Annotated in this window: 31 protein-coding genes; 9 read left to right on the top strand and 22 right to left on the bottom strand. The window is 67.0% G+C overall.

Annotated features, from left to right (window positions below; all coding sequences use genetic code 11):
* The first annotated feature begins 62 nt into the window (after positions 1-62).
* Both GYH29_RS22940 and GYH29_RS22935 read left to right on the top strand, forming a co-directional pair.
* Positions 63-983 carry an alpha/beta hydrolase gene (locus tag GYH29_RS22940; RefSeq protein WP_161524444.1) on the top strand — a complete coding sequence of 307 codons (921 nt, stop codon included), beginning with the start codon at positions 63-65 and terminating at the stop codon, positions 981-983.
* Between the two features lie 251 nt (positions 984-1234).
* On the top strand, positions 1235-1861 hold the full coding sequence (locus GYH29_RS22935; RefSeq protein WP_161524443.1) for a tetratricopeptide repeat protein: 627 nt from the start codon (positions 1235-1237) through the stop codon (positions 1859-1861).
* A 15-nt stretch (positions 1862-1876) separates the two neighbouring features.
* Here GYH29_RS22935 and GYH29_RS22930 read toward each other — a convergent pair whose 3' ends face one another.
* Complete coding sequence (locus GYH29_RS22930; RefSeq protein ID WP_019102140.1) at positions 1877-2296, bottom strand: hypothetical protein; 420 nt, start codon at positions 2294-2296, stop codon at positions 1877-1879.
* A 204-nt stretch (positions 2297-2500) separates the two neighbouring features.
* Between GYH29_RS22930 and GYH29_RS22925 the strand changes: the two genes are divergently transcribed.
* Positions 2501-3076 (top strand): YqiA/YcfP family alpha/beta fold hydrolase, encoded by a 576-nt coding sequence (locus GYH29_RS22925; RefSeq protein ID WP_081575437.1) that lies wholly within the window; start codon positions 2501-2503, stop codon positions 3074-3076.
* Between the two features lie 86 nt (positions 3077-3162).
* Positions 3163-4137: a quinone oxidoreductase family protein gene (locus GYH29_RS22920; RefSeq protein ID WP_019103573.1), complete on the top strand. Its 975-nt coding sequence runs from the start codon at positions 3163-3165 to the stop codon at positions 4135-4137.
* 28 nt (positions 4138-4165) lie between these two features.
* Here the strand turns inward: GYH29_RS22920 and GYH29_RS22915 are convergent, their stop codons facing one another.
* The 4 genes from GYH29_RS22915 to GYH29_RS22900 are packed head-to-tail and all read right to left on the bottom strand — an operon-like array spanning position 4166 to position 6046.
* Positions 4166-4879, bottom strand: a complete 714-nt coding sequence (locus GYH29_RS22915; protein WP_161524442.1) for a helix-turn-helix transcriptional regulator — start codon at positions 4877-4879, stop codon at positions 4166-4168.
* 2 nt (positions 4880-4881) lie between these two features.
* Entirely contained in the window at positions 4882-5334 is a 453-nt protein-coding gene (locus GYH29_RS22910) for an EVE domain-containing protein (RefSeq protein ID WP_081575440.1), read from the bottom strand.
* Entirely contained in the window at positions 5331-5699 is a 369-nt protein-coding gene (locus GYH29_RS22905; protein WP_161524441.1) for a VOC family protein, read from the bottom strand. Before GYH29_RS22905 ends, GYH29_RS22910 begins: the two co-directional genes overlap by 4 nt.
* Positions 5700-5725: 26 nt before the next feature.
* Entirely contained in the window at positions 5726-6046 is a 321-nt protein-coding gene (locus GYH29_RS22900; RefSeq protein ID WP_019103570.1) for a hypothetical protein, read from the bottom strand.
* A 255-nt stretch (positions 6047-6301) separates the two neighbouring features.
* On the opposite strand from GYH29_RS22900, the gene GYH29_RS22895 reads away from it, so the two are divergent.
* On the top strand, positions 6302-7027 hold the full coding sequence (locus tag GYH29_RS22895; protein WP_019103569.1) for an MgtC/SapB family protein: 726 nt from the start codon (positions 6302-6304) through the stop codon (positions 7025-7027).
* Between the two features lie 204 nt (positions 7028-7231).
* Here GYH29_RS22895 and GYH29_RS22890 read toward each other — a convergent pair whose 3' ends face one another.
* The gene (locus tag GYH29_RS22890) at positions 7232-8326 is read right to left on the bottom strand and encodes a pyridoxal phosphate-dependent aminotransferase (RefSeq protein ID WP_081575441.1); all 1095 of its coding nucleotides are present in this window, start codon (positions 8324-8326) and stop codon (positions 7232-7234) included.
* Between the two features lie 137 nt (positions 8327-8463).
* A complete protein-coding gene (gene lptM / locus GYH29_RS22885) occupies positions 8464-8652 on the bottom strand; it encodes an LPS translocon maturation chaperone LptM (protein ID WP_081575442.1) in 189 nt (62 codons plus the stop codon).
* Between the two features lie 135 nt (positions 8653-8787).
* Here lptM and cyaY point away from each other — a divergent pair, with 135 nt between their 5' ends.
* A complete protein-coding gene (gene cyaY / locus GYH29_RS22880) occupies positions 8788-9105 on the top strand; it encodes an iron donor protein CyaY (RefSeq protein ID WP_019103566.1) in 318 nt (105 codons plus the stop codon).
* Positions 9102-9518, top strand: coding sequence for a YqaA family protein (locus GYH29_RS22875; protein ID WP_019103565.1), 417 nt, complete (start codon positions 9102-9104; stop codon positions 9516-9518). The genes cyaY and GYH29_RS22875 overlap by 4 nt, the downstream gene beginning before the upstream one ends.
* A gap of 69 nt (positions 9519-9587) precedes the next feature.
* Here the strand turns inward: GYH29_RS22875 and GYH29_RS22870 are convergent, their stop codons facing one another.
* Genes GYH29_RS22870 through hemC form a run of 4 tightly spaced genes read right to left on the bottom strand, consistent with a single transcriptional unit; the run spans position 9588 to position 13493 of the window.
* On the bottom strand, positions 9588-10796 hold the full coding sequence (locus GYH29_RS22870) for a heme biosynthesis protein HemY (protein ID WP_019103564.1): 1209 nt from the start codon (positions 10794-10796) through the stop codon (positions 9588-9590).
* 3 nt (positions 10797-10799) lie between these two features.
* On the bottom strand, positions 10800-11828 hold the full coding sequence (locus GYH29_RS22865) for a uroporphyrinogen-III C-methyltransferase (RefSeq protein ID WP_019103563.1): 1029 nt from the start codon (positions 11826-11828) through the stop codon (positions 10800-10802).
* A complete protein-coding gene (locus GYH29_RS22860; RefSeq protein WP_161524440.1) occupies positions 11825-12556 on the bottom strand; it encodes a uroporphyrinogen-III synthase in 732 nt (243 codons plus the stop codon). The genes GYH29_RS22865 and GYH29_RS22860 overlap by 4 nt, the downstream gene beginning before the upstream one ends.
* Positions 12557-12563: 7 nt before the next feature.
* Positions 12564-13493, bottom strand: a complete 930-nt coding sequence (gene hemC, locus GYH29_RS22855; protein WP_043589357.1) for a hydroxymethylbilane synthase — start codon at positions 13491-13493, stop codon at positions 12564-12566.
* Positions 13494-13796: 303 nt separating this feature from the next.
* On the opposite strand from hemC, the gene ppc reads away from it, so the two are divergent.
* The gene (gene ppc / locus GYH29_RS22850; protein WP_107732133.1) at positions 13797-16496 is read left to right on the top strand and encodes a phosphoenolpyruvate carboxylase; all 2700 of its coding nucleotides are present in this window, start codon (positions 13797-13799) and stop codon (positions 16494-16496) included.
* A 31-nt stretch (positions 16497-16527) separates the two neighbouring features.
* On the opposite strand, the gene GYH29_RS22845 is transcribed toward ppc, so the two are convergent.
* Positions 16528-17391 (bottom strand): LysR family transcriptional regulator, encoded by an 864-nt coding sequence (locus GYH29_RS22845; protein WP_161524439.1) that lies wholly within the window; start codon positions 17389-17391, stop codon positions 16528-16530.
* A 97-nt stretch (positions 17392-17488) separates the two neighbouring features.
* Between GYH29_RS22845 and GYH29_RS22840 the strand changes: the two genes are divergently transcribed.
* Positions 17489-18397 carry a DMT family transporter gene (locus GYH29_RS22840; RefSeq protein ID WP_161524438.1) on the top strand — a complete coding sequence of 303 codons (909 nt, stop codon included), beginning with the start codon at positions 17489-17491 and terminating at the stop codon, positions 18395-18397.
* Between the two features lie 7 nt (positions 18398-18404).
* Here GYH29_RS22840 and GYH29_RS22835 read toward each other — a convergent pair whose 3' ends face one another.
* From GYH29_RS22835 to GYH29_RS22790, 10 genes are all read right to left on the bottom strand, one after another.
* The gene (locus GYH29_RS22835; protein ID WP_232060454.1) at positions 18405-19217 is read right to left on the bottom strand and encodes a DUF2145 domain-containing protein; all 813 of its coding nucleotides are present in this window, start codon (positions 19215-19217) and stop codon (positions 18405-18407) included.
* Positions 19204-19662 (bottom strand): hypothetical protein, encoded by a 459-nt coding sequence (locus tag GYH29_RS22830; RefSeq protein WP_161524437.1) that lies wholly within the window; start codon positions 19660-19662, stop codon positions 19204-19206. The genes GYH29_RS22835 and GYH29_RS22830 overlap by 14 nt, the downstream gene beginning before the upstream one ends.
* Before the next feature lie 61 nt (positions 19663-19723).
* Positions 19724-22450: a DEAD/DEAH box helicase gene (locus GYH29_RS22825; RefSeq protein WP_161524436.1), complete on the bottom strand. Its 2727-nt coding sequence runs from the start codon at positions 22448-22450 to the stop codon at positions 19724-19726.
* Positions 22451-22490: 40 nt separating this feature from the next.
* Positions 22491-23768 carry a glutamate-1-semialdehyde 2,1-aminomutase gene (gene hemL, locus GYH29_RS22820; protein WP_043589359.1) on the bottom strand — a complete coding sequence of 426 codons (1278 nt, stop codon included), beginning with the start codon at positions 23766-23768 and terminating at the stop codon, positions 22491-22493.
* Between the two features lie 157 nt (positions 23769-23925).
* On the bottom strand, positions 23926-24387 hold the full coding sequence (locus GYH29_RS22815) for a CYTH domain-containing protein (RefSeq protein ID WP_019103557.1): 462 nt from the start codon (positions 24385-24387) through the stop codon (positions 23926-23928).
* A gap of 67 nt (positions 24388-24454) precedes the next feature.
* Entirely contained in the window at positions 24455-24925 is a 471-nt protein-coding gene (locus GYH29_RS22810) for a hypothetical protein (RefSeq protein WP_043589366.1), read from the bottom strand.
* 13 nt (positions 24926-24938) lie between these two features.
* Positions 24939-25355 (bottom strand): CopD family protein, encoded by a 417-nt coding sequence (locus tag GYH29_RS22805; protein ID WP_043589367.1) that lies wholly within the window; start codon positions 25353-25355, stop codon positions 24939-24941.
* 73 nt (positions 25356-25428) lie between these two features.
* Positions 25429-25785: an MmcQ/YjbR family DNA-binding protein gene (locus tag GYH29_RS22800; protein WP_043589382.1), complete on the bottom strand. Its 357-nt coding sequence runs from the start codon at positions 25783-25785 to the stop codon at positions 25429-25431.
* A 2-nt stretch (positions 25786-25787) separates the two neighbouring features.
* Positions 25788-26606, bottom strand: a complete 819-nt coding sequence (locus GYH29_RS22795) for a M48 family metallopeptidase (RefSeq protein ID WP_118268454.1) — start codon at positions 26604-26606, stop codon at positions 25788-25790.
* Positions 26607-26694: 88 nt separating this feature from the next.
* On the bottom strand, positions 26695-26859 hold the full coding sequence (locus GYH29_RS22790) for a rubredoxin (protein ID WP_039756174.1): 165 nt from the start codon (positions 26857-26859) through the stop codon (positions 26695-26697).
* Positions 26860-26958 lie beyond the last annotated feature (99 nt).

Raw genomic sequence — 26958 nt, 5'->3', positions numbered from 1 at the left:
TTCAGCGGTGCTTGGTATCTAGTTTCAATTCCTTTGGCATATCAATTCGCAGGGCTGGCTCGATGAGGACGCCGACGCTGGCACAAAGACTGGAGCGAGCGCTGGCGCGCCGCGCGTTGCGGCTGCCCGGCCCCTTGCTCAAGGCGCTGGCCGGCACGCCATGCCGAGTCGACGGGCTGACACTGAACCCTCAGTTGCAATTGGTGCTGCGGTTGCGGCGCTTGGGCCGCAAGCGCGGCTGGCATCGTCTCGGTGTGGCTGCCGCGCGGCGTGAGCTGGACTGGGAAGGAGGCTTGCTGGCCCAAGTGACGCCACAACGCGTGCTGGTCGAGGACGCGGCGCTGGCGGGGCCCGCCGGCGCGATCCGCGTGCGCAGCTACCGGCCAGCGGGCTTGGCATTGCCGGCGCCGACGCTGGTGTTCTATCACGGCGGCGGCTTCGTGGTGGGCTCGATCGAATCGCACGACCTGCCTTGCCGCGCGCTGGCCGTCGACGTGCATTGCCAGGTGATCTCGGTGGATTACCGGCTGGCGCCGGAACATCCCTTCCCCGCCGGGGTGGAGGACGCCATCCACGCTTTCCGCGCGCTGGCGGCGGACTGCGTCGCCTGGGGAATGGATCCGGAGCGGCTGGCGGTGGGCGGCGACAGCGCCGGAGGCAATCTCGCCGCCGTGGTGGCGCTGGCCACGCGCGGGGACGCCACGCGGCCGCGCCTGCAACTGCTGTGGTATCCGGTGGTGGACAATAGCGCCGGCTTTCCTTCCATCCAGCGTTTTGGCGACGGTTTCTACCTGGAGCGGGCCGCCATGGACTGGTGCGTGCGCCACTACACCGGCGGTGGCCAGCTGCGCCATCCGCAGGTATCGCCGCTGTTCGACGAGCTGGACGGCGCGCCGCCGGCCTATATTCAAACCGCTGGCTTCGATCCGCTGCGCGACGAGGGCGAGGCCTACGCCGCCAAGCTGGCGGCCGCCGGCGTGTAGGTCCGCTGCGAGCGGCAAGCGGGGCTGATCCACGGCTTCTTCAACATGGCCGGCGGCATCGACGAAGCCGCCACCGCCTTCGCCGACGCCGTGGCCGCGCTGCGTCGGGCCTGGCTAGTCGAGGTGGAGCCTGAGCCGGCGATATAAGCGGCGGCGCGCGCCGACTTATTCTGCAAGAAGCTGTTCAAGGCCTGCGCGCATTCCCGCTCGCAAGGCGGGGAACAGCTTGGCAGTGTCCAGCGGAGGCGAAGATGCGAAACGTAATACGGTGGATCGTGGTGTGCTGGGCGATGACGGCGGCGGCCGAGGTGCCGGGCTGGGCCAGCTATCAGCATGGGGACTACGCCGCCGCGCGGCGGCAGTTCGAGCAGGCGGCTGAGGCCGGCGATCGGGTGGCGGCTTTCGACCTGGCGATGATGGACTGGCGCGGCGAGGCGGGAGCGGTGGACCAGAAGCGGGCCCTGCGCTGGCTGCGGCGCGCCGCGGACCTACGTTTGCCGCAGGCCCAGCACGCCTTGGGAGTGTTGTACGAAAACGGCCAGCAGGTGGCCAAGTCGCAAGCCGAGGCGACGCGTTGGTTCCGGTCGGCCGCGGATCAAGGCTATCTGCCGGCAGAGTTGGATCTGGGCACTCAGTACTTCCTCGGTCGCGGCGTGGCCAAGGATTACCGGCTGGCGGCGTATTGGTACGAGAAGGCCGCCCGGCAGGGCGACGTGGGCGCGCAGTATCTGATCGCCAGCATGTACGAGCATGGCGACGGGGTGGAGCGGGACTTGCCGGCGGCGATCCGCTGGTACGCCAAGGCGGCCGCGCAGGGCGATGTCGGCGCCAGGCTCAAGGCCTTGGACCTGGCCAAGCGGGCCAAGCCGCCGGCATGACGGCTTGAAACCTGCTCAGGCGCGGGCCGGGCCGCGGCGCATCGACGCCAGGCACTGGCAGGCGGCCTGCCAATCCTGAACGCCGCGCAGGCCGCGCACGATGATGCCGGCCAGAGTGTCGTTGCAGGCGTCCGGGCCGAATTGCATCAGCATTTCATGCAAGGCGAAATGCAGGGAGGCATTGTGCTGAAGCAGCAAGCCAACCTGTTCATGGACGAAGCCGTCCACCGTGGCCTGGCCGTCGCGGTCCACGTGGACATGGTGGCGCGGACAGAAGCCGGAACGGATCAGCGCCTGGTCCGCGCGCACGTCGTCGAGAAAAGCCTGCGCGCTGTGGTGCAGAAAGCCGCACGCCATGATCAGGCTGGCTACGGAGTAGGGTTTGGTGGTGGTGGCGTCGGCGACGAGGGCGTTGTCCGGCAAGGTGGCAAGCATTTATGTTCTCCTGTTATCTTTGTAAACCGCGCTTAAGTGGCATAAATCGTCGGTTTTATTATTTTTTCCGCGTTTTTGTATCATTCATGCGAATGTATTGGCAAGCCCGTCAAAAGGACGGTTGCCAGCCGCGGCTGCCAGGGTTTTTCTTGGGACGATGGCCATTTAGAATGAACCCTTTATTTACTGTTTGTTCCCATCCGCATGCACATTGTCTACCTGCACGGCTTCAATTCCGGTCCTCAATCGTTGAAGGCGAACGAAACCGCCGCTTATTTGCAACAGAACGCGTTCGATGCGACCTTGCATTGCCCGCAGTTGTCGCCGCATCCAGCCGAGGCGATCGAGCAGGCGTCCGCTCTGGTGGCGTCCTTGCCGGACGACACCTTGCTGATCGGCAGTTCGCTCGGCGGTTATTACGCTACCTTTTTGGCCGAGCGCCATCAACGCCCGGCGGTGCTGATCAATCCGGCGGTGCGGCCTTACGACGATTTGGCGCGTTTCATCGGCGAGCAGACCAACCCTTACACCGGGGTGGTCTACACCTTGAGCGACGTCGATATGCACGCCTTGCTGGCGCAGCGCGTGTCGCAGCCGTCCGCGCGCCGTTACTGGCTGCTGTTGGGCAGTTGCGACGAGGTGCTTGATTGGCGCGAAGCGGCGGCGCTGTATCTGGACTGCCGCCAGACAGTGTTCAACGGCGACGATCATAGGCTTGAAGCCTGGCCGCGCATCCTGCCGGAAGTGCTGGCTTGGGGGCGCGGACAATTCTTGGTCTGATGTAGAAACAGTCTGTTCTGCGACAGCGGCTTGCCTGGGACGGCGGCGCCGTCGCACACTGGATTTTTTGAGCCTAGGAGGCCGCCATGACTCAAGCCATCGTTTTCTCTCACACCGGCGGGCCGGAAGTGCTCGGTCTGCAAAGCCAGGAGCTGACCGCTCCGGGACCGGGTCAGGCGCGGGTGCGTCATACCGCCATCGGCGTCAACTTCATCGATACCTATCAGCGCAGCGGTCTGTATCCGTTGCCGCTGCCGTCCGGCCTGGGCCAGGAGGCGGCCGGGGTGGTGGAAGCGTTGGGGCCGGGGGTGTCCGGTCTGGCGGTGGGAGACCGCGTTGCGTACGCCGGAGGCCCGCTGGGCGCTTATAGCGCCGAACGCTTGCTGCCGGCGGCGGTGCTGGTGAAGATTCCAGACGGCATCAGCGACGAATCCGCCGCCTGCATGATGTTGCAGGGCATGACTGTGGAGTATCTGGTGCAACGCACCTACCCGGTGAGGCCGGGCCAAACCGTTTTGTGGCACGCGGCCGCCGGCGGAGTGGGACAGATCGCGGTGCAGTGGCTGACGGCGCTGGGCGCGACGGTGATAGGCACCGTTGGTTCCGACGCCAAGGCCGACATCGTGCGCGGCCTGGGCTGCCAGCATGTGATCAATTACAGCAGCGAAGACGTGGTGGCGCGAGTCAGCGAGATCACCGGCGGACAGGGCGTGCCGGTGGTCTATGACTCGGTGGGCAAGGATACTTTCCAGATATCGCTGGCTTGCCTGAGTCCGCGCGGCATGTTGGTCAGCTTTGGCAACGCGTCCGGCGCGGTGCCGCCGTTCGCGCCTTTGGAGCTGACCAGTCGCGGCTCGCTGTTCTTTACCCGGCCTAAGCTGGCCGATTACATCGCCAGCCGCGCGGAGCTGGAGGCTTCGGCCCAGGCGCTGTTCGAACGGGTGGCGGACGGCAGGATCAAGGTGGCGCCATCGCATCGCTATCCTCTGGCCGAGGCGGCGCAGGCGCACCGCGATCTGGAAGGACGCAAGACCAGCGGCTCCATCATCCTGCTGCCTTGAACGGGCAGCGACGCCGGTCAGGCGTCGCTTATTCTTGGTGCCAGGGTTGGCGCTGGTGTCGCTCCAGCCAAGCCAACGCCCGGCCGTCGCTGTCGACATGGCCCAGATAGCCGGCCAGGCTGACGTCGGGCGGGCAGCTTAGGTTGGTGTCGCGCCAGCTTTGCAGCCGGTCCACGCGGAAGCTGCGGTAGTCCAGGCGCAGGCCGCACCAGGCGGCCAGCAGCCAGCGGTCGCCCCAGAAAAACAGAGCCAGCGGCAACAGCGCACGTTGGCTGTCGCGGCCGTTTTCGTCGCGGTAATCCACCCAAAGCGCTTGGTGGGAGACGATGGCGTCGCGCAGCGGCGCCAGCCGCGCGCGCGGGTAATTGCCCGCCGTGGGCGCGTACAGCGGCTCCGGCGGCAGGCCGGAGGACCCCAGCACCGCGTGGATGCGGCCCAGCGCCGATTGCGCCGCGGCGGCGGTGTCCCGGTCCGCCCAGGCCGCCAGCATGCGCGCGCCCACTTCCAGCGCCGCCAGTTCGCGCGCGGAAAACGCCACCGCCGGCGGCGTGAAGCCGGCTTCCAGCCAATAGCCCTCGCCGGCTTCGCTGTTGAGCGGCGCGCCGCTGGCCATCAGATCCGCCATATCGCGGTAGACAGTGCGCGGCGTCACTTCCAGCCATTCGGCCAACTGCCGGGCAGTGGTGCGGCGGCGGCCGCGCAGCAGCAAGAGGATTTGAACCAGTCGGTCGGCTCGGCGCATATTTAGTCGGGTTCCCGCAGCATGGATGGCGGCAGTGTCGCCCGCATCGCGCGCGCGATCAACAGGAAATCGGCGCGGCCGATTTCCAGGTGGCCGAAGCGAAAGGCGTAGCCCCAGCGCGCCGGATCCGCGATGAAGGTCAATTGGCCGAGCAGCGGCCGGATTTCGGCGTCCTCTGCCGGCCAGAACGCGATGTTCCGCCGGTAGGGCTCGAAATCGGCGCTGACCCGGAACGGGTAGACTCGGTCGTCCATCGCCTGGCCGATGGCGGTGAAGCGCTGGCAGGGCTCGCGCCCTTCCAGGCTGAGCACCGGCGAGTAATAGATCAGGCCGTCGCCGGCCGCCATCCGCCTGAGCGGCGCGGCTTTGCCGTGGCAGAGCTGGGCGAAGCCGCCGGCCAGCCCGCGCAGTACATGGTCGCGGCTGGCCACGCCTATCCAGTAGCGTCGGCTCATGTGGCGCTGTGCAGGCCGATCAGATTGCCTTCCAGATCGGAAAACAGTGCGATGTGCCCCCAGGTTTCCGGCAAGCGGGTCTTGGGCTGCACCACGATGCCGCCGGCGGTTTTGACCCGTGCCAGCGTGGCGTCCAGATCGGCGCCGCCATCCAGATAGACGCGCACGCCGTCTACGTGGGGGCGGGCTTGCGGGCAGCTCAGCAGTGCGCCGCCGCAACTGTCGTCGGTTTTGGGAAACAGCGCCATGCGGGCGTTGTCGAAGCTCTCCTCATGCAGCGCCACCTGCAATACCTGCTGATAGAAGGCGACGGCGCGCTCGAACTGGGTCACGGGAATTTCAAACCAGTGTAGGAAAGGGGACATGGTTAACTCCTTGTAGGGGGTACGGCTTATAGGCAGTGATAAAAGTCCATGCGGCCGGTATCGGCGGCAATGGCGGCGAGAAAATCGCGGCAGGCGGGCTCCGCCGGCCATTGCGCGCACAATTGCCGCGCGCGTTCCGGGCTGTCGGCCAAGGTAAGGTGGACGAAGCGCCGTTCCTCTCCGCGCAGCAGCGCGTAGCCTTGGTAGCCGGTTTCATGGCGGAGCCAGTCGGCGTCGATTTGCCGGGCGGCGTGTTGCAGTTCGGCTTCGGATACGCCTTCTTTTAGTTCGAAACTGGCGATTTCCAAGCCGTGTCCGGCGGGAAGCTGAAATAGAGGGGTGCGCATGTTGAGGCTCTCCGTGGTGGATACGCGGGTCGGCTCAGGGCCGTGACGCCAGTGTGCGGCTCCCCTGCTGACAGCGTGCTGTCAGTAGCAATCCGCCGCCGCCAATTTTGTTGCTTGGGCGGGAGCGCGCATGGCTCGGCGCGTAGAAATCGCCTGGTCGGACACGACCCGCTCACGCGGATGTGGCAAACTGCCTGACTGTTTCCCGGCATGCCGGGACGGCTACTTTTCAATCGACCGCAGGAGGAATAACAAGTGGAAACCTTACTGCAGTTTCTGGGCTTCAACGGGTCTGGTCTGCTGCAAACCTTGCTCAGCCTGTTGACGGCTTTCATTCTGGGCTCGGCCATAGGCTATGAGCGCCAGTTCCGTCAGCGCACCGCCGGCCTGCGCACCAATACCCTGGTGGCGGTGGGCGCGGCGGCCTTCGTCGACATGGCGCTGCAGCTGGACGGCACCGGCGGCGCGGCGCGAGTGGCGTCCTACGTGGTGTCCGGAGTTGGTTTTCTCGGTGCCGGCACCATCATGAAAGAGGGCTTGAACGTGCGCGGTTTGAACACCGCGGCGACCTTGTGGGGCTCGGCGGCAGTCGGCGCCAGCGCCGGCGCGGGTCAGATTCCCCAGGCTTTTCTGATCACGCTGTTCGTGTTGGCCAGCAACACCTTGCTGCGTCCGGTGGTGAACTCGATCAACCGCAAGCCTATCGACGACGAAACCAGCGAAGTCACTTACCAGTTGTGCGTGATCTCTAGCCGTTCCGGCCAGAAACACGCAATGGCCTTACTCAGCGACCTGCTTGAGGAGTCCAAGTATCCGGTGGGAGATCTGGACGTGGAGCCCTTTGGCGACGACGAGGTGGAGATGACCGCCACCTTGCTGTCCACCTCGGTGGAGTGGGAAGAACTGGAGGAGATCGCCGCCAAGCTGGTGGCCCAGCCTTTCATCAGTCAGGCGTATTGGAATCCCAGTACTTCGGAGTGAGAAGGATGGGGAAAGATCAAGCCCTGGGCCGCTTGCCGGTCCAGGGCTTTTTTATGGGCGGGAGAGCCTGTTCAAAGTCTTGAGAGCAAGACAAGACGAAACCCGCTGAGAAAGCAGAATGTACGCGTGGTACATGAGCGTTTCAAAGCGGGTTTCAACCCATCTATCCATCCCGCTGACGCGCAGCGGGCTTTGAACCGCTTCTTAACCTTCCGCCAGCGCCGCCATCACTTTGGCCGACAGCGCCTGCGGTTGCGCGGTGACGCGCAGCAAGTGGCGTACCGCCGGGTGCGGCGGGCGGTGCACGGCGATGCCGTCGGACAGCAGCTGGCGATGGATGGCCTCGCTGCTGGCGGCGTCGCGATAGGCGATGCAGACGAAGTTGGTGTGCGAGGGCATCACCACGAGGTCGCGCGCGCGCAAGGCGTCGGATAGTTTGTCGCGCAGATGGATGGTGGCGGCGATTAGCTGACGGGAATAGTCGGGATCGTCCAGCACGATTTGCGCCGCCATTTGGGCGAAGCTGGACAGCGCGAATTGCGGCCGAATCTGGTCCGCCTTGGCGACGATGTGTTGCGGACCTATGGCGTAGCCCACCCGCAGACCGGCCAGCGCATAGGCCTTGGACAGCGTGCGCAAACGCAGCGTGTTGGGCAGCGCGCCCTGCGGCGGCGCGTCCTGCGCGTCCACGCAGAAATCGACATAGGCCTCGTCCAGGATCAACAGCGTGGACGAAGGCAGGGTTTCGCGCAGCGCCAGGATATCGTCCGCGCTCCAGTAGTGGCCGCTGGGATTATCCGGGTTGGCGAGATAGAGCACGGCGGCACGCTCGGCGCGCGCCACTTCCGCCAGCCGCGGCAGATCGGCCTGCAGCCGGTCGCCTTGTTGCTGGTAGGGCACTTCCAGAATGCGCGCGCCCACGCCTTCGGCGAAATAACGGAAGGTGGGATAGGTGCCGGCGGTGCATACCACCGCGTCGCCGACATTACAGGCCAGACGCAAGGCCAACAGGATCAGGCTGTCGGCGCCGGTGTCGAACAGTACCTGGCTCGCGTCCACGCGGTTGTGGGCCGCCGCGCGCTGACGCAGTCCGTGCGCGTACGGGTCAGGGTAGAGCCGGGCCAGTTCCGTCATCATCTCGCCGAACTCCGCCGTTAGCGGAGAGGCCGGCTTGGCTATGCTTTCATTGGAACCGATGCGCGCGCCGATGCGGTGGCCCAACGCCGCTTCCAGCTTCACGATGCCGGGGAAGGGGTTGACGATGGTGTGATGTTCCAGATGACGGGCGAAGTGAGACATCGGCGGCTCCTTTATCTGCAGATACAGCCTTTGAGTGTAAAGGATATGACTGATGTGCAGGAAACCGCGTGGGAATATCAATATGTCTTTGGCATTTTTCGCCGTCGCCGCACCGCCCGGAAGCGCGGCGGGAACCGTCAGCGAGAGGCGGGAGAGGCGGATTCTGCCGCGGCGCGAGGGGAGGAGGCGTCGGCCTTGACCGCGGGTTTGGCGGCGGGCGCGGCGGCGGGCGGCTTGGCTGCGGGGGCGGGCAAATACAGCGGGCCTTTGAAGCCGCAGGCGGCCAAGAACAGGGTCAGGCTTGCACAAGCCAGCAAGGTGCGCATACGAATGAGTTCCAATGTGGCAAAATCCCGATACTAGCAAAGCTGCGGCGCGCCGTGTGATTACGTTGCGCCCGGCGATCAAGGCCTGAGCCGCGCCAAGACGGCGTCCAGGCCGTCATTCAACGGGAAAGCGCAATGAACGAAACCGAATTTCTGCGGCACACCGACGCCATCTTCACGCGCATCGAAGCCGCCATCGACGACAATGATCTGGACGCCGACTATCTGGTGTCCGGCAATGTGCTGGATATCGAGTTCAGCGACGGCGCCAAGATCATCGTCAACCGCCACACCGCCAATCAGGAATTGTGGATAGCGGCCAAGAGCGGCGGCTACCACTTCGCCTTCCGCGACGGCCGCTGGATCGCCGCGCGCGACGGCTCGGAATTCTTCTCCACCCTCAGTGCCGCCATCGCCGCTGTCTGCGGCGAAACCATAGAGTTTGATGAATGAGCCACTTGGTGTGGCTGGGGCTGGGCGGGTTGGCGGTGTCTGCCTTCACCTCGTCCACCATTTTGCCCGGTAATTCCGAGCTGGCGTTGTCCGCTTTTCTGTACAAATGGCCGGACTGGCTGTGGCCGGCCCTGCTGGTGGCCACGGTGGCCAATACCGCCGGCAGCGTCACTAGCCTGTGGCTGGGGAGGTTGGCGCCGCGCAAGGAGTTGCCGCCGAGGCTGGCCGGCTGGTTCCAGCGCTTCGGCCCGGCGGTGCTGGTCTTGTCCTGGCTGCCGGTGGTTGGCGACGCGATTCCGCTGGCCGCGGGTTGGCTGCGTCTGCCCTGGTGGTCCAGCATTTTGTGGTTGACCCTTGGCAAGGCGGCGCGCTATCTGGCGCTGGCCTGGGGCGTGCTGCTGCTGTCGAGTTGAGAGGGCATAACAAGGCAATAAAAAAAGGACATGCGGGAGCATGTCCTTTTTCGTATAAAGCGAGCGGAATCAGCAGCCCTGCTTCAGCGCCAGTTCCAGGCTCTTGTTGTAATGCTGAGCCGCCAGCTCTTCCTTGCCGGTGGCTTCGAACAGCCGCGCCAGTTCGGCGTGGGCGCACAGCGTCGGCGAGATCGAAGCGCTTGCCTCCAGATAGCTTTGCGCCTTGCCCCACAGCTGCTGGCACAAGGCCAGCCGGCCCAAGGCCATCAGCAGCCAGTGGTCGCGCGGCCGCTTCTTCAGCCAGTTTTCCGCGGTTTTCAGCAGCTCCAGGCGTTTATCCTCGCTCAGGTGCTCGGCCAGCTTGCCCAGCTCGCGGGACAGCTCCGGGGTGTCGTGATCGTCGTTGGCCAGCGCGCCGGCCAGCAGGGTGGCGGCGTAATCGTAGTCCTGCAACACGATCAGCCGCGCCACCACTTGGTCCATCAGCTGCGGATTACTGCGCTCGGCTTCCGGGATGCGCCGCAGCCAGTCGCGGATTTCCTGGCCGCCCAGCAGGGTGACCAACTGTTGCTGATAGGCGGCCAAGCGATAACGCCGCGCTTGTTCCGGCTCCAGCGCGTCGGCCTTGAGCAGTTTCTCGGTCAGTGCCAGCACCGCTTCCGGCTGTTTCTGCAGCAAGCGGACCTTCAATTCCAGCCGCAAGGCGTTGGTCAGATTGGGCGACAGCGCGCGCGCGCGTTCGATGGCGGCCAAGGCGCCCAGCGGGTCCTTGGCTTCCAACTTCAGCTCGGCGTCCAGCATATGGCGCGCCAGTTGCAGCCGCGGCGGCATGGCGTCCAGCTGCGCCAGATAGCCGTCACGTTTGTCCAGGTCGCCGGCGGCGCCGGCGGAGCGGGCGGCGATCAGCAGGGCCAGGGCCTTGTTTTCCGGCGAGTATTCGTCGTCCAGCGACTTGCTGGCTTCGCGCTCGGCTTTCTGGAAGCGGCCTTCAAAGTAGGAGATTCCGGCTTCACGCAGCGCGTGGCGGGAGGCTTTCAGCTTCTTCTGGCGCTGGAAGCGGCGCACTTCCGCCGGCAGATTGGCGGCCACCGCCACCATGCGCAGCACCAGATGCACCACGAAAATCAGCACCACCACCGATACGATCAGCAGGTTGAACGACACCTCCATCCGATATGGCGGCAGAAACAGGATGGCGTAGCCGGTGTTCAGGGTGGCGGCCAGGCCGACCAGCACCGCGAGGGCAAACAGCCCGGTAATCCACAAGGCGAATTTCACGGTTTATTCTCCTGCTGCGCCTTGGGCGTCGCGCACCGATTTGAGGCTGGCGTTCATATCCGGCAGCGCCACGTCCAGCGGCGCGCTTTCCAGTTCGCCCAGCGTGCCCAGCCATTGGGTGACGGCCGGCGCATCGCGGTCGAAGTAGCGCTGCACATAGCTGCGCGCGGCCACGATGTCGGCGGCGAAGGTCTTGCCGTCGCGCTGGATCAACGCCAGACGAGCGTCCAGCAGACGCATTTTCAAGTTTTCCCGCAGGAAGAAAGCCTGCTCCGGCGACAGCAACAGCGCTTCCGGCTTGTCCATACGGCGGATGTGGATCAACTCGCCCAGGCTCTTGCTGACGTCGGCCACCAAGCGTTCCCACAGCGGCGCGCTGGCCGCCGTCGCCGCCTTGGCCTGCGGCTTCTGGCTGGCCAGCCGGTGAGCGTCCACCGCCAGCGGCAGGCTGTCGGAGGACAGCATCAGCCGGTCCAGCTTCACGGTGAGCCCGACGCTGTCCAGATAGGGCAGGGCCTTGAGTTTTTCCAGGTCGGTGGCCACCGCTTTTTTCACGCCGATCAATTGCGGGCGGTCGAATTTGGCCAGGCGCGCGTCCACCATCTCCAGCGCGGACACGGCGGCCGGGACGTTGCCGGCCAGTTGCAGCTGCTGGCTGGCGATGGCCAGAGTGTGTTCCACCTCGGACAGCAGCCAGTCGGTGCGGTTCTTGGTCAGCTCCTGGTACATGCCGTTCAGGGTCGCGTACTGGCCGGCGGATTCGTTGACGCGGGCCTCCATCAGCGCCAGACGGCCTTCGGTGGCGCGGTTGGCGCTGATCGCCTGCTCGGTCATCGCGCGCAGTTCCTTGGCGGATCCGCTGCCTTCGGCCAGCCGGCGCGCCAGTTCCTGGCGGGCGGCGGTCAGTTCCTGCTGGGTGCTGAAGTACTGCCAGCCGGACACGCCCAGCGCGGCGATGGCGATCAGCAGGGCCGGACTCAGCGATTTCTTGGACTCGGGTTTGGCGGTTTCGGTGATCTGGGATTCGCTCATGGGTGACGACAGAACCATTTTTTAAGGCCGGCGACCAGTGCGCTGTCTTCGGCCCGGGTTGTCATGATGCGCGTCGCGCCTTGCGCGGCGAGCCGGTCGGCAACGCGCGGATGCGGCACGCAATACAGCAAGCATTGTAACGTCCTGATTCGACTGGGGCCAGCGAGACGGAACAATTGCTCTACGATTTCGCCGGAAGTGACGATCACGGCGTCCGGCGGCGCGCGGTCGAAGGCCGCCCAGTCCGGTGCGCCGTCCAGTCGGCGGTAGATCTCGGCGAACTCCACCGCCGCGCCCCGCGCGGCCAGGCTTTGCGCCAGTAGGGGCCTGCCGCCGACGCCGCGCACGATGAGCGTACGCTGCCCGCGCATATCGGCCAGCTCAGGCAGGGCCAGCAGGGCTTCGCTGTCGCTGCCCTCGGTTGGGTGCAGCACCGGCCTGCCGCTGAGCGCGGCCAATTTGGCGGCGCTGGCGCGACCGACGCAGACCAGCCGCTTGTGGGCTAGGTCCAGCGTTTGCAGCGCCGGCCAGGCCTGGTCTATGGCGCTGGGGCTGACGAAAATCAGGCAACTCGCCGCCGCTGCTTGCCCAGGCAAAACGGCCAGCGCGTCCGGTTGCGGCGCGATTTCCATCAGCGGCAGATGGCCGGCGTCGAAGCCCGCTGCGGCGAGAAGACGCAGCAGCTCGGCGCTTTGCGCTTGCGGGCGGGCGATCAGGACGCGCGGCATCGTCGTCTCAGCGCGGGTCGGCCAGCACCGCTTCAATCAGCGGGCCGGCGCCGTCGTCCAGCAGCTTTTTGGCCACGGCGCGGCCCAGCGCGTCGGCGTAATCGGCCGGGGCGCTGGCGTTGGCGGTCAACATCACGGAACCGTCCGGGCTGGCGACGAAGCCGCCCAGCGCCAGCGTGCCCTCGTTGAGGGTGGCGAAGGCGCCCAGCGGCACTTGGCAACTGCCGCCCAGCTCGCGCGCCAGCGCGCGTTCGGCGCTGACACAGGAGTGAGTGGCGGCGTGGTTCAGCGGCGCGAGCAGCTGCATCAGGTCGGCGCGGTCGGCGCGGATTTCGATGCCCAGCGCGCCTTGTCCGGCGGCAGGCAGGCTTTCCGACGGCGGCAGTTCCTTGCGGATGCGCTCGGAGAGGCCCAGGCGTTTGAGTCCGGCGGCGGCCAGGATGATGGCGTCGAATTCGCCGTCGTCCAACTTGCGCAGCCGCGTTTGCACGTTGCCGCGCAGGGGCTTGACCACCAGCCGCGGATAGCGGGCGCGGATCTGCGATTCGCGGCGCAGGCTGGAGGTGCCCACCACCGCGCCGTCCGGCAGTTCCGACAGGTCCGCGTAGCGGGCGGACACCAGCGCGTCGCGCGGGTCTTCGCGCTCGCATATCGCCGCCAGCGCGAAGCCTTCCGGCAGCACCATCGGCACATCCTTGATCGAATGCACCGCGAGGTCCGCGCGGCCTTCGGCCAGCGCCACTTCCAATTCTTTGACGAACAGGCCTTTGCCGCCGATTTTGGACAGGGTCTTGTCCAGAATCTGGTCGCCCTGGGTGGTCATGCCCAGGATGTCCACGCTGAGGTGGGGATAGAGCGTTTGCAGCCGGGCCTTGATGTGTTCGGCCTGCCACATGGCCAGCCGGCTCTCGCGGCTGGCGATGACGATTTTGTCCATGAAACCGGTTCCCGATCGGACTATGTGCTTGGATGGCGGGCATTCTAGCATGCTGGCCCGACGCACAGCGCCGCGGCGTCGCCGGGATGGCGGCGCAAAGCTTGATGTTGCGCAATGCGCACTCAGGTCAATATCTAACGGGTTAAATGACAGTAGTGTTGCCACTACAGCGGCAAGCCTGCCTATGATGTTTTGCATGCGAAACGAATCGCCTGAAGCCAGCGACGCCAGCGGCCGCGCTGCCTTGAGCCGATTCAAAAACCGGGAGCGGCCAAGCCGCCCGTCACCATCAAGGAATACCGAATGAGCGATTTAGACAAGGACCTGCCGCTGCGCGCCGATTTGGCGCGCCTGGACCGCGCGCTGGCCGAGGTGTTGAGCGAACAAGCCGGCCCCGAGGTCTACGCCGAAGTGCGCGCCATCGCCGGCCGCAGCGCCGAGGAACGCAGCCAGCCCTTGGCGGCGGAGTTGAGCCCGGCTGCGGCGATGGCGCTGGTGCGCGCCTGCGGCCTGTACGCCCAGCTGTTCAACATCGCTGAGGACCTGCACCATGTGCGCCGCCGCCGGGCCCACCGGCAGGCCGGCTCCGCGCCGCAGCAGGGCAGCCTGTCGCGAGCGCTGGGCAAGTTGAAGGCCGACGGCGTCAGCATCGCCATGCTGGCCGACACCCTGCGCGACGCCTATGTCGGCGCCATCCTCACCGCGCATCCCACCGAGGTGCAGCGCCAGAGCGTGCTGGACGGCCACCGCGCGGTGCGCCGTTTTCTGGGCAAGCTGGCTGCGGCGGACCTGACGCCGGAAGAGGAGGGGGAATTGGAGGCCAAGCTCAAGCGCGTGATCGTGGCGCTGTGGCAGACCTCGGAAATCCGCCACTTCAAGCTGGCTGTCAAGGATGAGATCGAAAACGGCGTAGCCTATCACCCGCTGACCTTCTTCCAGGCCTTGCCGGCGCTGTATCAGCGCTTGGACCGGCAGATCGAAGCCACCTGGGGCCAGACAACGCCGCTGCCGTCCTTCATTCGCGTCGGTAGTTGGATAGGCGGCGACCGCGACGGCAACCCCAATGTCGACGCCGCGGTGCTGCGCCACGCGGTGACGCGCCAGGCGCAGGTGGCGTTTGAACATTATCTGTACGAACTGGCGGCGCTGTACCGCGAACTGTCGCTGTCGCAACGTCTGGTCGGCGTCAGCCCGGCCTTGGTCGCCTTGGCGGCGCTGACCCCGGATCAGGAGGAGAGCCGCCGCGAAGAGCCGTATCGGCGCGCGCTGGCGGCGATGGAGGCGCGGGTGTTGGCCACCGGCCTGCAGCTGGGCGTGAGCCTGAGCGGCCGTTGGCCGGCTGACAGGCCTTATGCCGACCAGGCCGAGTTCCAGGCTGACCTCGCCGTGCTGGACGCCTCGCTGCGCGAACACGGCAGCGCGGCGCTGGCCGACGGCCGGCTGGCGGAGCTGATTCGCGCGGTGGACGTGTTCGGTTTCTTCCTGATGCCGTTGGACCTGCGCCAGTTCGCCGGCAGCCACGAGGCGGTGGTGGGCGAGCTGTTCGCCCGCGCCGGGCTGGAGGAGTTCGCCGCGCTGGATGAGGCGGCGCGAAGCCGCGTGTTGCTGCGCGAGCTGGCCACGCCGCGGCTGCTGTATTCGCCCTATCTGGACTACAGCGCCGAAACCGAGAAGGAACTGGCGATCTTCCGCGAGGCGGCCTTGATCCAGCGGCAGTTCGGCGCCGACGCCATCGGCCAGAGCATCATCTCCAACTGCGCTCAGGTCAGCGACATGCTGGCGCTGGCGCTGCTGTTAAAAGAAGCCGGCATGATCCGGCTGGTGGACGGGCAGCCGCGCTCCAGCGTCAACCTAGTGCCGTTGTTCGAAACCATCGCCGACCTGGACCGCAGCGCTCAGGTGATGACTGCGCTGTTCGCCTTGCCGTGGTATCAACAGTTGCTGGATAGCCGGGGCCGCATGCAGGAAGTGATGCTGGGCTATTCCGACAGCAACAAGGACGGCGGCTATCTGACCAGCCAATGGCAGCTCTACCAGGCGGAGAAGCGTTTGGTGCGCTGCTTTGCCGACGGCCGGGTCAAGCTGCGCTTGTTCCATGGCCGCGGCGGCTCGGTGGGCCGCGGCGGCGGCCCCTCGTTCGAGGCCATCATGGCGCAGCCGGCCGGCAGCGTGGCCGGGCGCATCCGCATCACCGAGCAGGGCGAGGTAATCGCGTCCAAGTATTCGGACCCGGCCATCGGCGGCCGCAACCTGGAAGCCCTGGTGGCGGCGACGCTGGAAGCCAGCCTTAGCGGCTGCGCCAGCTGCGAGACCGACGAGACCGTGTTCGACGAGCTGTCGGACGCCGCCTATCGCGCCTACCGCGAACTGGTGGAAGCGCCGGGCTTCATGCAGTACTTCCTGGAGGCGACGCCGATCAACGCCATCGCCAAGCTCAACATCGGCAGCCGGCCGGCGTCGCGAAAGAGCCTGGCCTCTATCAAGGACCTGCGCGCCATTCCCTGGGTGTTCTCCTGGTCGCAATCGCGGGTAATGCTGCCCGGCTGGTTCGGTGTCGGCTCGGCGGTGCGCGCTTTTATCGAGCGTCACGGCGAAGCCGGACGCGCCCGTCTGCAAAGCCTGTACCGCAGTTCGCCGTTCTTTCAGGTGGTGCTGTCCAATATGGAGCAGGTGCTGGCCAAGGCCGACCTGGGCATTGCTCGCCGCTTTGCCGGCCTAGTGGAGGACCGCGCATTGGCGGAGGCCCTGTTCGGCCGCATCCAGGCGGAGTGGCAGGCTACGCTGGACGCTTTCTACGCCATTACCGGCCAGAGCGCGTTGCTGGAAAAGAACCCGACGCTGCATCGCAGCCTGGAAACGCGCTTGCCGTATCTGGACGCGCTGGGCCTGTTGCAGGCGGAGCTGCTGAGCCGGCTGCGCCGCCAGCCGGACGACGCCGAGGCCTTGTACGCAATCCACCTGACCATCAACGGCACTTCGGCCGGCCTGCGCAACAGCGGCTGAGGCCAGGCCCGTCGCCGTGCAGCGTGCCGCTCTAGCTTTCCAAGCTCAACAGCAGCCGTTGCAGGGCGTCCAGCGCCGGCTGGCGCAGTCCGCGGCGGCGGATCAGCGTGGTCTGGGCCTGGCCCAGGTCCGCCGGCAGCGGATGGGTGGACACCTGGGCCGCCATCAGCGGCATGCTGTCCAGCAGGCTTTGCGGCAGCAGCGCCAGCCCCATGCCGCTGGCGACGCAGCTGAGCATGGTGTGGTAGGAGCCCAGCTCCACCAGGCGGCGCGGCTGTACGCCCTGGCGCTGCATCCAGGCTTCCAGCCGCTGGCGATAGGCGCAGCCGTGGCCGAAGGTTAGCAGCGTGGTCTCGCCCAATAGGCGCAGCGACAGCTCGCGCTGGCCGGCGGCGGCCACCAGCACGATGGTTTCCTCGAATACCAGCGCCTCGTCCAGACGTTCGTCGCCGGCCGGGCCGCTGATCAGCGCCGCGTCCAGCCGGCCTTCCAGCACCGCGCGCCGCAAGTCGTTGGAAACGCCGGCCTGCAGTTCCAGCTGCACCGCCGGATAGCGGCGGTGGTAGGCGGCCAGCACCGGCGCCAGCCGCGAGGCGGCGGTGCTTTCCATCGCGCCCAGCCGCAGGCTGCCGGCCGGCTCCGCGCTGGCCACCGCCTGGCGCGCTTCTTCGGCCAGGCTCAGCAGCCGCTCGGCGTAGTCGCCCAGCCGGCGGCCGGCCTCGGTGGGGATCAGCTTCTTGCCTTCGCGCAGGAACAGCGGCACGCCCAGCTTGTCCTCCAGCTGCCGAAGCCGGGTGGTGACATTGGATTGCACCCGGTGTAGCCGGGCGGCGGCGCGCGTCACGCCGTCTTCTTGCAGCACCGCCTGGAAAATGCGCAGTTCGTCCAATTCCATCGTTCTCTCCAAGAGATTATCTGAATCATAATAATTCATTTTTTAGAATGACGTGCGCGGGCTAGCATGCAAGCATTCCCATTCCCGGAGCGTGAACATGTCCACCCTTTCCCTGCGCCAGGGCTATCTGGCCGCCTTCGGCGCCGTCGCCATCTGGACCGGCTTCAACCTGGTGTCGCGCCTTGGCGGCAAGAGCGCGCTGGCCGGCACCGACATGCTGGCGCTGCGCGTCGGTGTCGCCGCGCTGATCCTGCTGCTGTGCGGCGGTCTGCCACGCGGCGCCTTGCGCGATGCACGGCTGTGGCTGCTGACCCTGCTGGGCGGCCTGGGCGTCAGCCTATTCGCCTACAGCGGCTTCAAATACGCGCCGGCGGCGCATGGCGGCCTGCTGCTGCCGGGCATGCAGCCCTTCCTGGTGGCCTTGTTCGCCTGGTTGTTGGCCGGGGAGCGCCTGCAGCGCCACAAGCTGCCCGGTTACGCGTTGATAGGCGCCGGCCTGGCCTTGAGCGCGTTGCCCCTGTTCAGCGGCGCCGGCGGCGACAGTTGGAAAGGCGATCTGCTGCTATTGCTGGCTTCTGTGAGCTGGGCGGCTTTCGGGGTGCTGGCGCGGCGCTGGGCTTATCCGGCCTGGCCGCTGACGCGGGCGATCACCATCATGGCGGCGCTGATTTATCTGCCCGTCTATCTGCTGTGGCTGCCCAAGCATCTGGCGGCGGCGTCTTGGCCGACGCTGCTGTTCCAGGCCGCCTATCAGGGCGGGGCTGCGGCCATTGTGGCGATGCTGCTGTATCTGCGCGCGATCGCGGCGCTGGGGGCGGTGCGGGTGGGGATGTTGTTCGCCTTGATTCCGGTCTTGGCCGGCTTGCTGGCGGCGCCCTTGTTGAATGAGCCGCTGACCGGCTATCTGGCCGCCGGCCTAGTGTGCGTCAGCCTGGGCGCGTGGCTGGCGGCGCGCCAGCCGGCCGCCGTCGCGGAGGCGGTGCCGGCGGCGTGCGGCGCGCGCTGAGCTCCATTCAGGGCGCGGGGATTTCCCGCACCTGCCAGCCTTCGTTGCGGGCCTGCAGGAAGTTCATCACCGAATCCACGGTCACGGTCTGGATGCGGTCGGCGTAGCGCATCTCGTTGGGGTGGTCGTCGAAGGCGACATTGGCCTTGAACATGCGCCCCCCCAGCCGTGTCAGCGGCCCCAGCTTGAGTTCCGAGGGCGCGTAGCCGTTGAGCTTCAGCCACATCTGCGCCTGTTCGCGGTTGGCGATGCGGGCTTCCTGGCTGGCCGAGGCCGCCAGCGTTTCCAGCACCCAGGTGTTGGAGTTTTCGTAGCGGGTGGCGAAGGGATAGGCCAGCAGGCTGTACTGCGGGGTGTGCAGTTCGCGCAGCCGCGGCGGCGCTTGCAGCCGTTCGCGCAGGCGAGCGGCCAGCGCCGGAGGCGGCAGCAGCGCCACCGACTCGAAGGAATGCATATCGTCGAGGAAGAAGTTGCCCAGGCCCTCGTACCACAGGTCGGAGCTGGCGCTGCCGCAGTCGTTGAGCAGGTGGGCGACGCGCCAGCGGCCTTCCGCTTGGCGGTAAGCAATGCCGACATGGGTGTAGCGCAGCTTGAAGCGCGACAGGTCCTGGCCGACGCGGCCGATCACCGCAACGTCGCCGCCGCTGGCGTCCAGCTTTTGCCGCAGTTGTTCGGCGGCGGCCATCGCTTTGCCGAAGGTGGCCGGGGTGATGGTTTGCTCCTCGCAGCTACGGCCGGCCAGGGCGGCTTGCGGCAGCAGCAGGCAGAGCGCCAGGCCGAGGCCGGCGAGACGGGCGGGCAGAGCGTCAGGACGGGACACGGTTGTGCTCCAGAAGGGCCTCGCCCAGCTTGTTGGGGATGAAGGCCAGCACTTTGCCGGAGGTGACCAGCATGGTGCCGCTGGCCACCGCGCTCACTTGCACCGAGGCGCCGATCGCCGCGCCGGTGGCTTTCAGCGCCTTGCCGGATAATTCCACCACCAGCTTGGCGCCGCCCTGTACCGCGTCCAGCGACATCTTGACGGTGTCGCCGGCGCCTTGGGCCAGGCCGGTGATCACATAGGCGCTGCCAGTGACCGCCAGCACCGGAGCCAGCAGCGATTCGCCCTTGCCCTGGGCGCTGCCGGCCACGCTGATTGCCGGGGCGGTGACGATGGACAGGGTGCCGACGGAGATTTTCTCGGAGGCGGTGTCAGTCTGGGACAGGCCGGCCCAGGCGGGCAGCGCGGACAGCAGCAGGCTGGATAGCAGGAGGGCTTTGAGCATGGATAATCCTGGATCACGGAAATGACGCCAGCTTGCCCATTTTATGACGAAAGGGCAATGCTCAGCTTTGGCGCAATAGTGCCAACAGCGCCGCGCCGTCCAGCCGCGCGCTGAGATCGCCGCCGTCCAGCAGGCTGTCGGCCAGCTCGCGCTTGCTGGCATGCAGCGCCACGATTTTTTCTTCTATGGTGTGCTGGGCCACCAGCCGGTACACCGTCACCGGCCGCTGCTGGCCCATGCGGTAGGCGCGGTCGCTGGCCTGGTCCTCCACCGCCGGGTTCCACCACGGATCGAGGTGGATCACGTAGTCGGCGGCGGTCAGGTTGAGACCGGTGCCGCCGGCTTTCAGGCTGATCAGGAATACGTCGCCGTCGCCGGCCTGGAACGCGTCCATGCGCGCCTTGCGTTGCGCGCCGGGCACCGCGCCGTCCAGGTATTGGTAGCGGATGCCCTGCTCGTCCAGCCACCGGCGGACGATGGCGAGGTGGTCGACGAATTGGCTGAACACCAGCGCCTTGTGGCCGTTGTCCAGCAGTTCCAGCATCAGTTCGCGGAACAGCGCCTGCTTGGCGGAGGGCAAGGCGCTGTCCGGCTGGGTCAGCGTCGGGTGGCAGCAGAAGCGGCGCAGCCGGGTCAGTTCGGCCAGCACCTGCATCGCGCCGCCCTCGGCCTCGCCCGGCTGGGCCAGCTTGTCCAACGCTTGCTGGCGCATCGCCTCGTAGACCTCCATCTCCGCCTCGCTCAGCGGAATGGCGCGGGTGATGTCGGTGCGCGGCGGCAGTTCGGTCAGCACCTGTTGCTTGGTGCGGCGCAGCAGGTAGGGGCGGATCAGCGCTTTCAGCGCTTCGCGGGCGTCCTCGTCGCCGTCGGCGATGGGCTGGGCGAAGCGCTGCTGGAATTTGTCTTCGTTGCCCAGCAGGCCGGGCGCGACGAAGCGGAACAGGCTCCACAACTCGCCCAGGTGGTTTTCCACCGGGGTGCCGCTGGCGGCCAGGCGAAAATCGGCGTAAAGCGCGTGGGCGGCCTGGGCGCGCTGGCTGGCGGCGTTCTTGATCGCCTGCGCCTCGTCCAGCACCACGCTGGCCCAGCGCACCTCGGCGAAGGCGTCGGCGTCGCGTTGCAGCAGGCCGTAGCTGGCCACCACCAGATCGCCGGGGCCGGCGGTGTCCAGCCGCCGGTGCTGTTGGTAGGGGAGCAGCCGCAGGCCGGGCGCGAAGCGGGCGGCTTCGGCCAGCCAGTTGAGCGCCACCGAGGTGGGCGCCACCACCAGCTGCGGACCGAGCGCGGCGCGGCTGAGCAAGAGCGCCAGCGTCTGCACCGTCTTGCCCAGGCCCATATCGTCGGCCAGGCAGGCGCCGGCGCCCCAGTGGGCCAGCCGCGCCAGCCAGTTGTAGCCTTGTTGTTGGTAAGGCCGCAGCGTGGCGCGCAAGGCGGCCGGCACTTCGGGCTCGAAGTCTTGCAGCGACTGCAGCCGTCGCCATTGCTCCTGCCAGCCGGCGTCGCCGTCGAAGGCGCCGGCCTCGGCCGCCAGTTCGCCCAGCCGCGGCGCGGCCAGCGGGCACAGGCGCAGGCCGCTGGGCGCGGCGTGGTCGGCCAGCAGCGTCAGCTGGCGCAGGCGCGCGGCCAGCGAGTCGGATAGCGCCAGCCAGTCGCCGTCGGACAGGCGCAGGTAACGGCCGGGTTGGCCGGCCAGCGCTTCCAGCAGGTGGCGCAGCGCCAGGATGTTGCCGTCGTCCAGCCCCAGTTCGCCGTCCACTTCCAGCCAGCCGCCCTTGCGTTTGGCGCTCAGTTTCAGCTGCGGCAGGCTGACGCCGGCGCGGATGCGCTGCCGCTGGCCGGCCGGCCATTCGCACTGCAGGGTGTCCGCGTCCAGCGCTTGCAGCGCGGCCAGCAGGTCCAGCGCCGCCTGCTGGCCGTCCACCACCCATTCGTCGCCGTCGCGGCGCGCGGCGGCGAGCGTCGGGCAGGCGGCGTGGACCCGGCGCAGGCGGGCGCGTTCGGCGGGAAGGTCGCGTTTGAGTTGCAGGGCGGCGCCGTCCACGCTCACCACCAGGCCGGGCGCGCCGCGGCCGGGCGCGTACAGCGCGCTGGCCGGATGCGGGCGCACTTTCAGCTGCAGCCGCAGGCCGGTATCGTCCAGCCGCAGCAACGCGCGCAGAACGGCGTCGGCCGGCTGGCTGGGCAGGCTGTCGTCGAAGCTGGCGCTGACATCGTGCAGGGGCAACTCCGGCGCGATGTCGCGGATGGCGTCCAGCACTTTCTTGCGGGCATGCCAGGGCAGGCTCAGGCTATGGCCGAGCAGGGCGGCGATCTGGCGCACTTCCTCGTCCAGCCGGTAAACCGCGAGCCGGTCCGGCGCCAGCTTGCGCCACAACACGCCGGCGCAGGCGGCGATGCCGGGCGGGCTCAGCCGCAGCGCGATCTGCTCGCCCTGGCGCTCCAGTTCCAGCGCCACCTGGCCGGCTTCCACCCGCAGCGGCTGTTCCGGCGCGTCGGCCCAGTACAGCGCCGGGTGGCCGACCAGCAGCGGCAGCGCGGCGAGCGCGTCCAGCGCCGCGTGGTGGTCGGCGGCGATGTCGGCCTGCAAGTCGGCCAGCGCGCGCAGGATCAGTCGGTCCTGGCCGCTGAGCCAGTCCAGGCCGTCCTGTTCGGCCAGCAGCCTGGCCAGCGGCAAGCGCCGGCCGCGGCCGTAGCCGTCGGGGCCTCGCGTTTGCTCGCAGGGCTGCAGTTCGACGCCGGAGGCTTCGACGCGCAGCCGCCAGGCCAGGCGGATGGGAGGAGTGTGCATGCGGAAAGGCGCCGCCGCGCGAAGGCGGCGGCGTTCAGGCTTAGACGCGGCTCAGCGCGCGGCCGGCGGCGGCGATGGTCTGCTCGATGATCTCGTCGCTGTGGGCGCTGGAGACGAAGCCGGCCTCGTAGGCGGACGGCGCCAGGTAGACGCCCTCGTCCAGCATCGCGTGGAAGAAGCGCTTGAAGCGCTCGATGTCGCAACGGGTGGCTTCGGCGTAGGACTTGGGCGCTTGCTCGCTGAAGTAGAAGCCGAACATGCCGCCCACGCTGTCGCTGCTCATGGTCACGCCGGCCGCGCGCGCGGCGTCGGCCAGGCCCTGGGCAAGGCGCGCGGTGCGGCGGCCCAGCGTTTCATGGAAGCCGGGTTGTTGGATCAGCTTGAGGGTGGCCAGGCCGGCGGCCACCGACAGCGGGTTGCCGGACAGGGTGCCGGCCTGGTAGACGCTGCCCAGCGGCGCGATGCAGGCCATGATGTCGGCGCGGCCGCCAAAGGCCGCCAGCGGCATGCCGCCGCCCACCACCTTGCCCAGCGTGGTCAGGTCCGGCTTGACGCCGTGCAGGCCCTGAGCGCAGTTCAGCGCCACGCGGAAGCCGGTCATCACTTCGTCGTAGATCAGCACCGCGCCGTGTTGTTCGGTCAGGCTGCGCAGCGCCTGGACGAACTCGACCGACGGCTGGATCAAATTCATATTGCCGGCGATCGGTTCCAGGATCACGCAGGCGATCTGGTCGCCGATTTCGCGGAAGGTCTTGTCCAGTTGTTCGACGTCGTTGTACTGCAGCACCAGGGTGTGCTTGGTGCAGTCGGCCGGCACGCCGCCGGAGGACGGGTTGCCGAAGGTGAGCAGGCCGGAGCCGGCCTTGACCAGCAGGCTGTCGGAGTGGCCGTGGTAGCAGCCTTCGAATTTAACGATCAGGTCGCGGCCGGTGAAGCCGCGCGCCAGGCGGATCGCCGACATGGTGGCCTCGGTGCCGGAGGACACCAGACGCACTTGTTCGATTGAAGGCAGCAGCTTGCGGATTTCCTCGGCGATCAGCACCTCGCCCTCGGTGGGCGCGCCGAAGGACAGGCCGCCGACGGCCGCTTCCTGCACCGCGCGCACCACGTCCGGGTGGGCGTGGCCGACGATGGCCGGACCCCAGGAGCCGACGTAGTCCAAATACTGTTTGTCGTCGGCGTCCCAGAAATAGGCGCCTTCGGCGCGCTTGACGAAGCGCGGCGTGCCGCCGACCTGGCCGAAGGCCCGCACCGGCGAGTTGACGCCGCCGGGGATGGATTTCTTGCCACGTTCAAACAGCTCCAGATTGCGGGACATGTGCGTTTCCTTGTGGGCGGCCGCGGCCGCGGATGTAGGTTCGGATTGGGACGGGCGCGGAGCCCGTGCTTAGCCGCCATTTTAACCGAGGCCGATGGCGGGAGGGTGTGGATAAGTCAAACCTCGGCCTGAGTGCTGTGGATAAGCTTGGGGGAGGCTACCAGCGGCTATAGGGGGTCTTGGATAGATAGGCGTTGGTGTAGCGGCCGTCCTCGGTAACTTCCTCGCCTATCCAAGCGGGCTTGTCGAAGGGAGTGCTCTCATCCGGCAGCTCGATTTCCGCCAGCACCAGTCCGGCGTTGTCGCCGAAGAACTCGTCCACTTCCCAGATGAAGCCGCCGTGTTCGATGCGGTGGCGCAGCTTGTCCACCACCATCGGACACATCGCCCCCATGATGGTTTGCGCGTCGGCCAGCGGCACCGGGTATTCGAATTCGTGGCGGCTGACGTTGCTGATATTGCTTTTCAACGTCAGCCAGGCCTGATCGCCGACCACGCGCACGCGCACGGTGCGCTCTTTTTCCACCGATAGATAACCCTGGCGGTATTGCACGCCGGGGGCCAGACCGCGCCAGTCGTCGCCGACGACGATGAAGCGGCGTTCGATTTCCACTGCCATTTTATGCGTACTCCTAGGAGCCAGTTCAACGCCGTATCGCCAAAGCGCGGCAGACATTGAACCGGTTCTAATGGGCGATCTGTTCGCCCTTGGGTTTACCGCAGGCCTCCGCCCGCGGCGAGATCTGCAGATACAGCGACAGGCTGCTTTGCTGGGGCACCACACCGCTGCTCAGGCCGTAAGGTGTGGCGCGTTGCGGCCAACTGCCCACCAGTTCCGGCTGAGAGCCGATCAGCGTCTGGGCGCTGACCACGCGCTTGCCCTCCTGATCGCTCCAGCTGACGCTGGCGTTCAGCAGCGGCTTGTGCTGGGCGCGCACCGCGGCGACGGTGCCGCCGACGCTGAGCAGGGCGTCACCCACCTCGCGCTGCCCGGAGAAGGCGCCCTTGGCGTCCACGCACATCGGCAGCCGCAGCAGCTCCGCGCCGTCACGGCGCAGCGTGGCCACCACTTCCGGCGGCAGCGCCGGTTTGGGCGGCAGCGGGGTGGCGGCCCAAGCGGGCAGGCAGCCCAGCCACAATGCAATCCATTTGCGCATGCGATCCCTCTCCTCAGAATGGTTTGACCACCACCAGAATCACCACCGCCAGCAATACCAGCACCGGCAGTTCGTTGAACACGCGGAACCAGGTATGGCTGCGGCGGTTGGTTCTGGCGGCGAAGTCGCGGTAGAGCTTGCCGCACCAGCCGTGATAGCCGACCAGCAGCAAGACCAGGGTCAGCTTGGCGTGCAGCCAGCCGCCGCCTATGCCGAAGCCCAGCCACAGGCCAAGGCCGGTGGCCAGCGCCAGCGCGCCCAGCGGGGTCATGAAGCGATAGAGCTTGCGCGCCATCAGCAGCAGGCGCTGGTATTCGGCATCCTGCTCCGCCAGTGCCAGATTGACATAGAGGCGCGGCAGGTAAAACAGCCCGGCGAACCAGGACACCACGAAGAAAATGTGGAAGGCTTTCAGGTAAAGGTAGCTCACGGTGTTTTTGTCGCAGAAGTGGGGGCTTTCGCGGACCGAAGGACGACGCGGAGCCGGGCCTGGCCGGGCGCGTTCACGCCGAGGCCTCGTAGCGTTGTCTGACGGGCTTGGGCAGCTTGGCCAGCACTAGCCGGCGCGCGTCGGCGATGCCCGCGTGCAACTGTTCCAGGCTCAGTGCTTCCAGCGACGACACTTCTATCCAGCGCGCCCGCGCCAGATACGGCGCCGGCCGCACGCCGGGCAGGCCGCTGAGGACCAGAAAATCGTCGGCGGCCACTTTGTACATCACGTTATCCTCGTGGAACAGGGCGAACATCTTGCGTTCCAGGCTGAGCACGCGCCGGGTTTCCCATTTGACGTCGAACTCGGCACCCGGCAAGGCGCAGGCCCGGGCCAGCAGCGCGTCCACATCCTCTGTGCGCAAGGCCATGCTCAAGCTTTCTTCGCCGCCTGGTACAGCGGCATGACTTGCGGGATGCGCTGTTGCAGGTCGCGGATGCGGGTGGGGCCGGACGGGTGGGTGGACAGGAATTCGGCGCCGCCGCTACTGCCCGCCGCCATCATCTTGTTCCAGACATTCACCGCGGCGTTGGGGTCGTAGCCGGCGCGCGCCATCAATTCCAGGCCCATGATGTCGGCTTCGGACTCCATGGTGCGGCTGTTGGGTTTTGACAGCGCCACGTCGGCGGCCATCGCGGCCATGTCCATCTGGTTCTGCTTGAGCCCGGCCACCGCGCCCACCAGCGACAGGCCCACTTGCTGCGCATAGGCCTGGCTCATGCTCTCGCGCGAGTGCTCGCGCAGCGCGTGCGAGATTTCGTGGCCGATGACGGCGGCCAGTTCGGCGTCGCTCAGCTTGAGCTTGGTGATCAGACCGGAGTAGACCATGATCTTGCCGCCTGCCATCGCGTAGGCGTTGGGTTCGTCATTGCGCATCACATTGACTTCCCAGCGCCATTTGGCGGCGTCGGGGCGGAATACCGGCGCTTGGGCGATCAGGCGCTGGGAGATCTTGCGCACCCGCGCCGTCATCGCCGCGTCGGTGTTGAGCTGGCTGGCGGCGCGCGCCTTGCCCAACTGCTGGGCGTAGGACTTGGCCGACATCTGCTCCACTTCCTGGCTGGACAGCAGCATGGTCTGGCCGCGGCTGACGCCGACGGCGCCGCCCTGGGTGGTGTTGACCTGGGCACAGCCGGCGAGGGCGGCAGCGGCCAGCAGGCCGGCCAGGGTTTTACTCCAGAAACTTTTCATTGCGGTATGGCCTCTTGAGCGCCCGGCTCCATTTCACTGGCGAGCGGCGGCGCGGCGGGATATCGCGGCTGGCACGGGTTGAGCCGGCTCAGATTTCCACCATTTCGAAATCGTCCTTGCGCGCGTCGCAATCGGGGCAAGTCCAGTTGGGCGGAATGTCTTCCCACTTGGTGCCCGGCGGGATACCATCCTCCGGACGGCCGGCTTCCTCGTCGTAGATAAAGCCGCAGATCAGACACATCCAAGTACGCATCGCATCACCTTGTGATCGAGTAAAACAGTTATTCTAAGAGTGGTCCGCGAGACTGACAATGCGCCCGCCGGCCGCTCCGACCCTATACAGAACTAAGAG

The organism is Chromobacterium haemolyticum (assembly GCF_009936155.1).
GTDB lineage: Bacteria > Pseudomonadota > Gammaproteobacteria > Burkholderiales > Chromobacteriaceae > Chromobacterium > Chromobacterium haemolyticum.
Note: the sequence above shows the minus strand (reverse complement) of the source record. Positions and strands in the feature narration are given on the sequence as shown.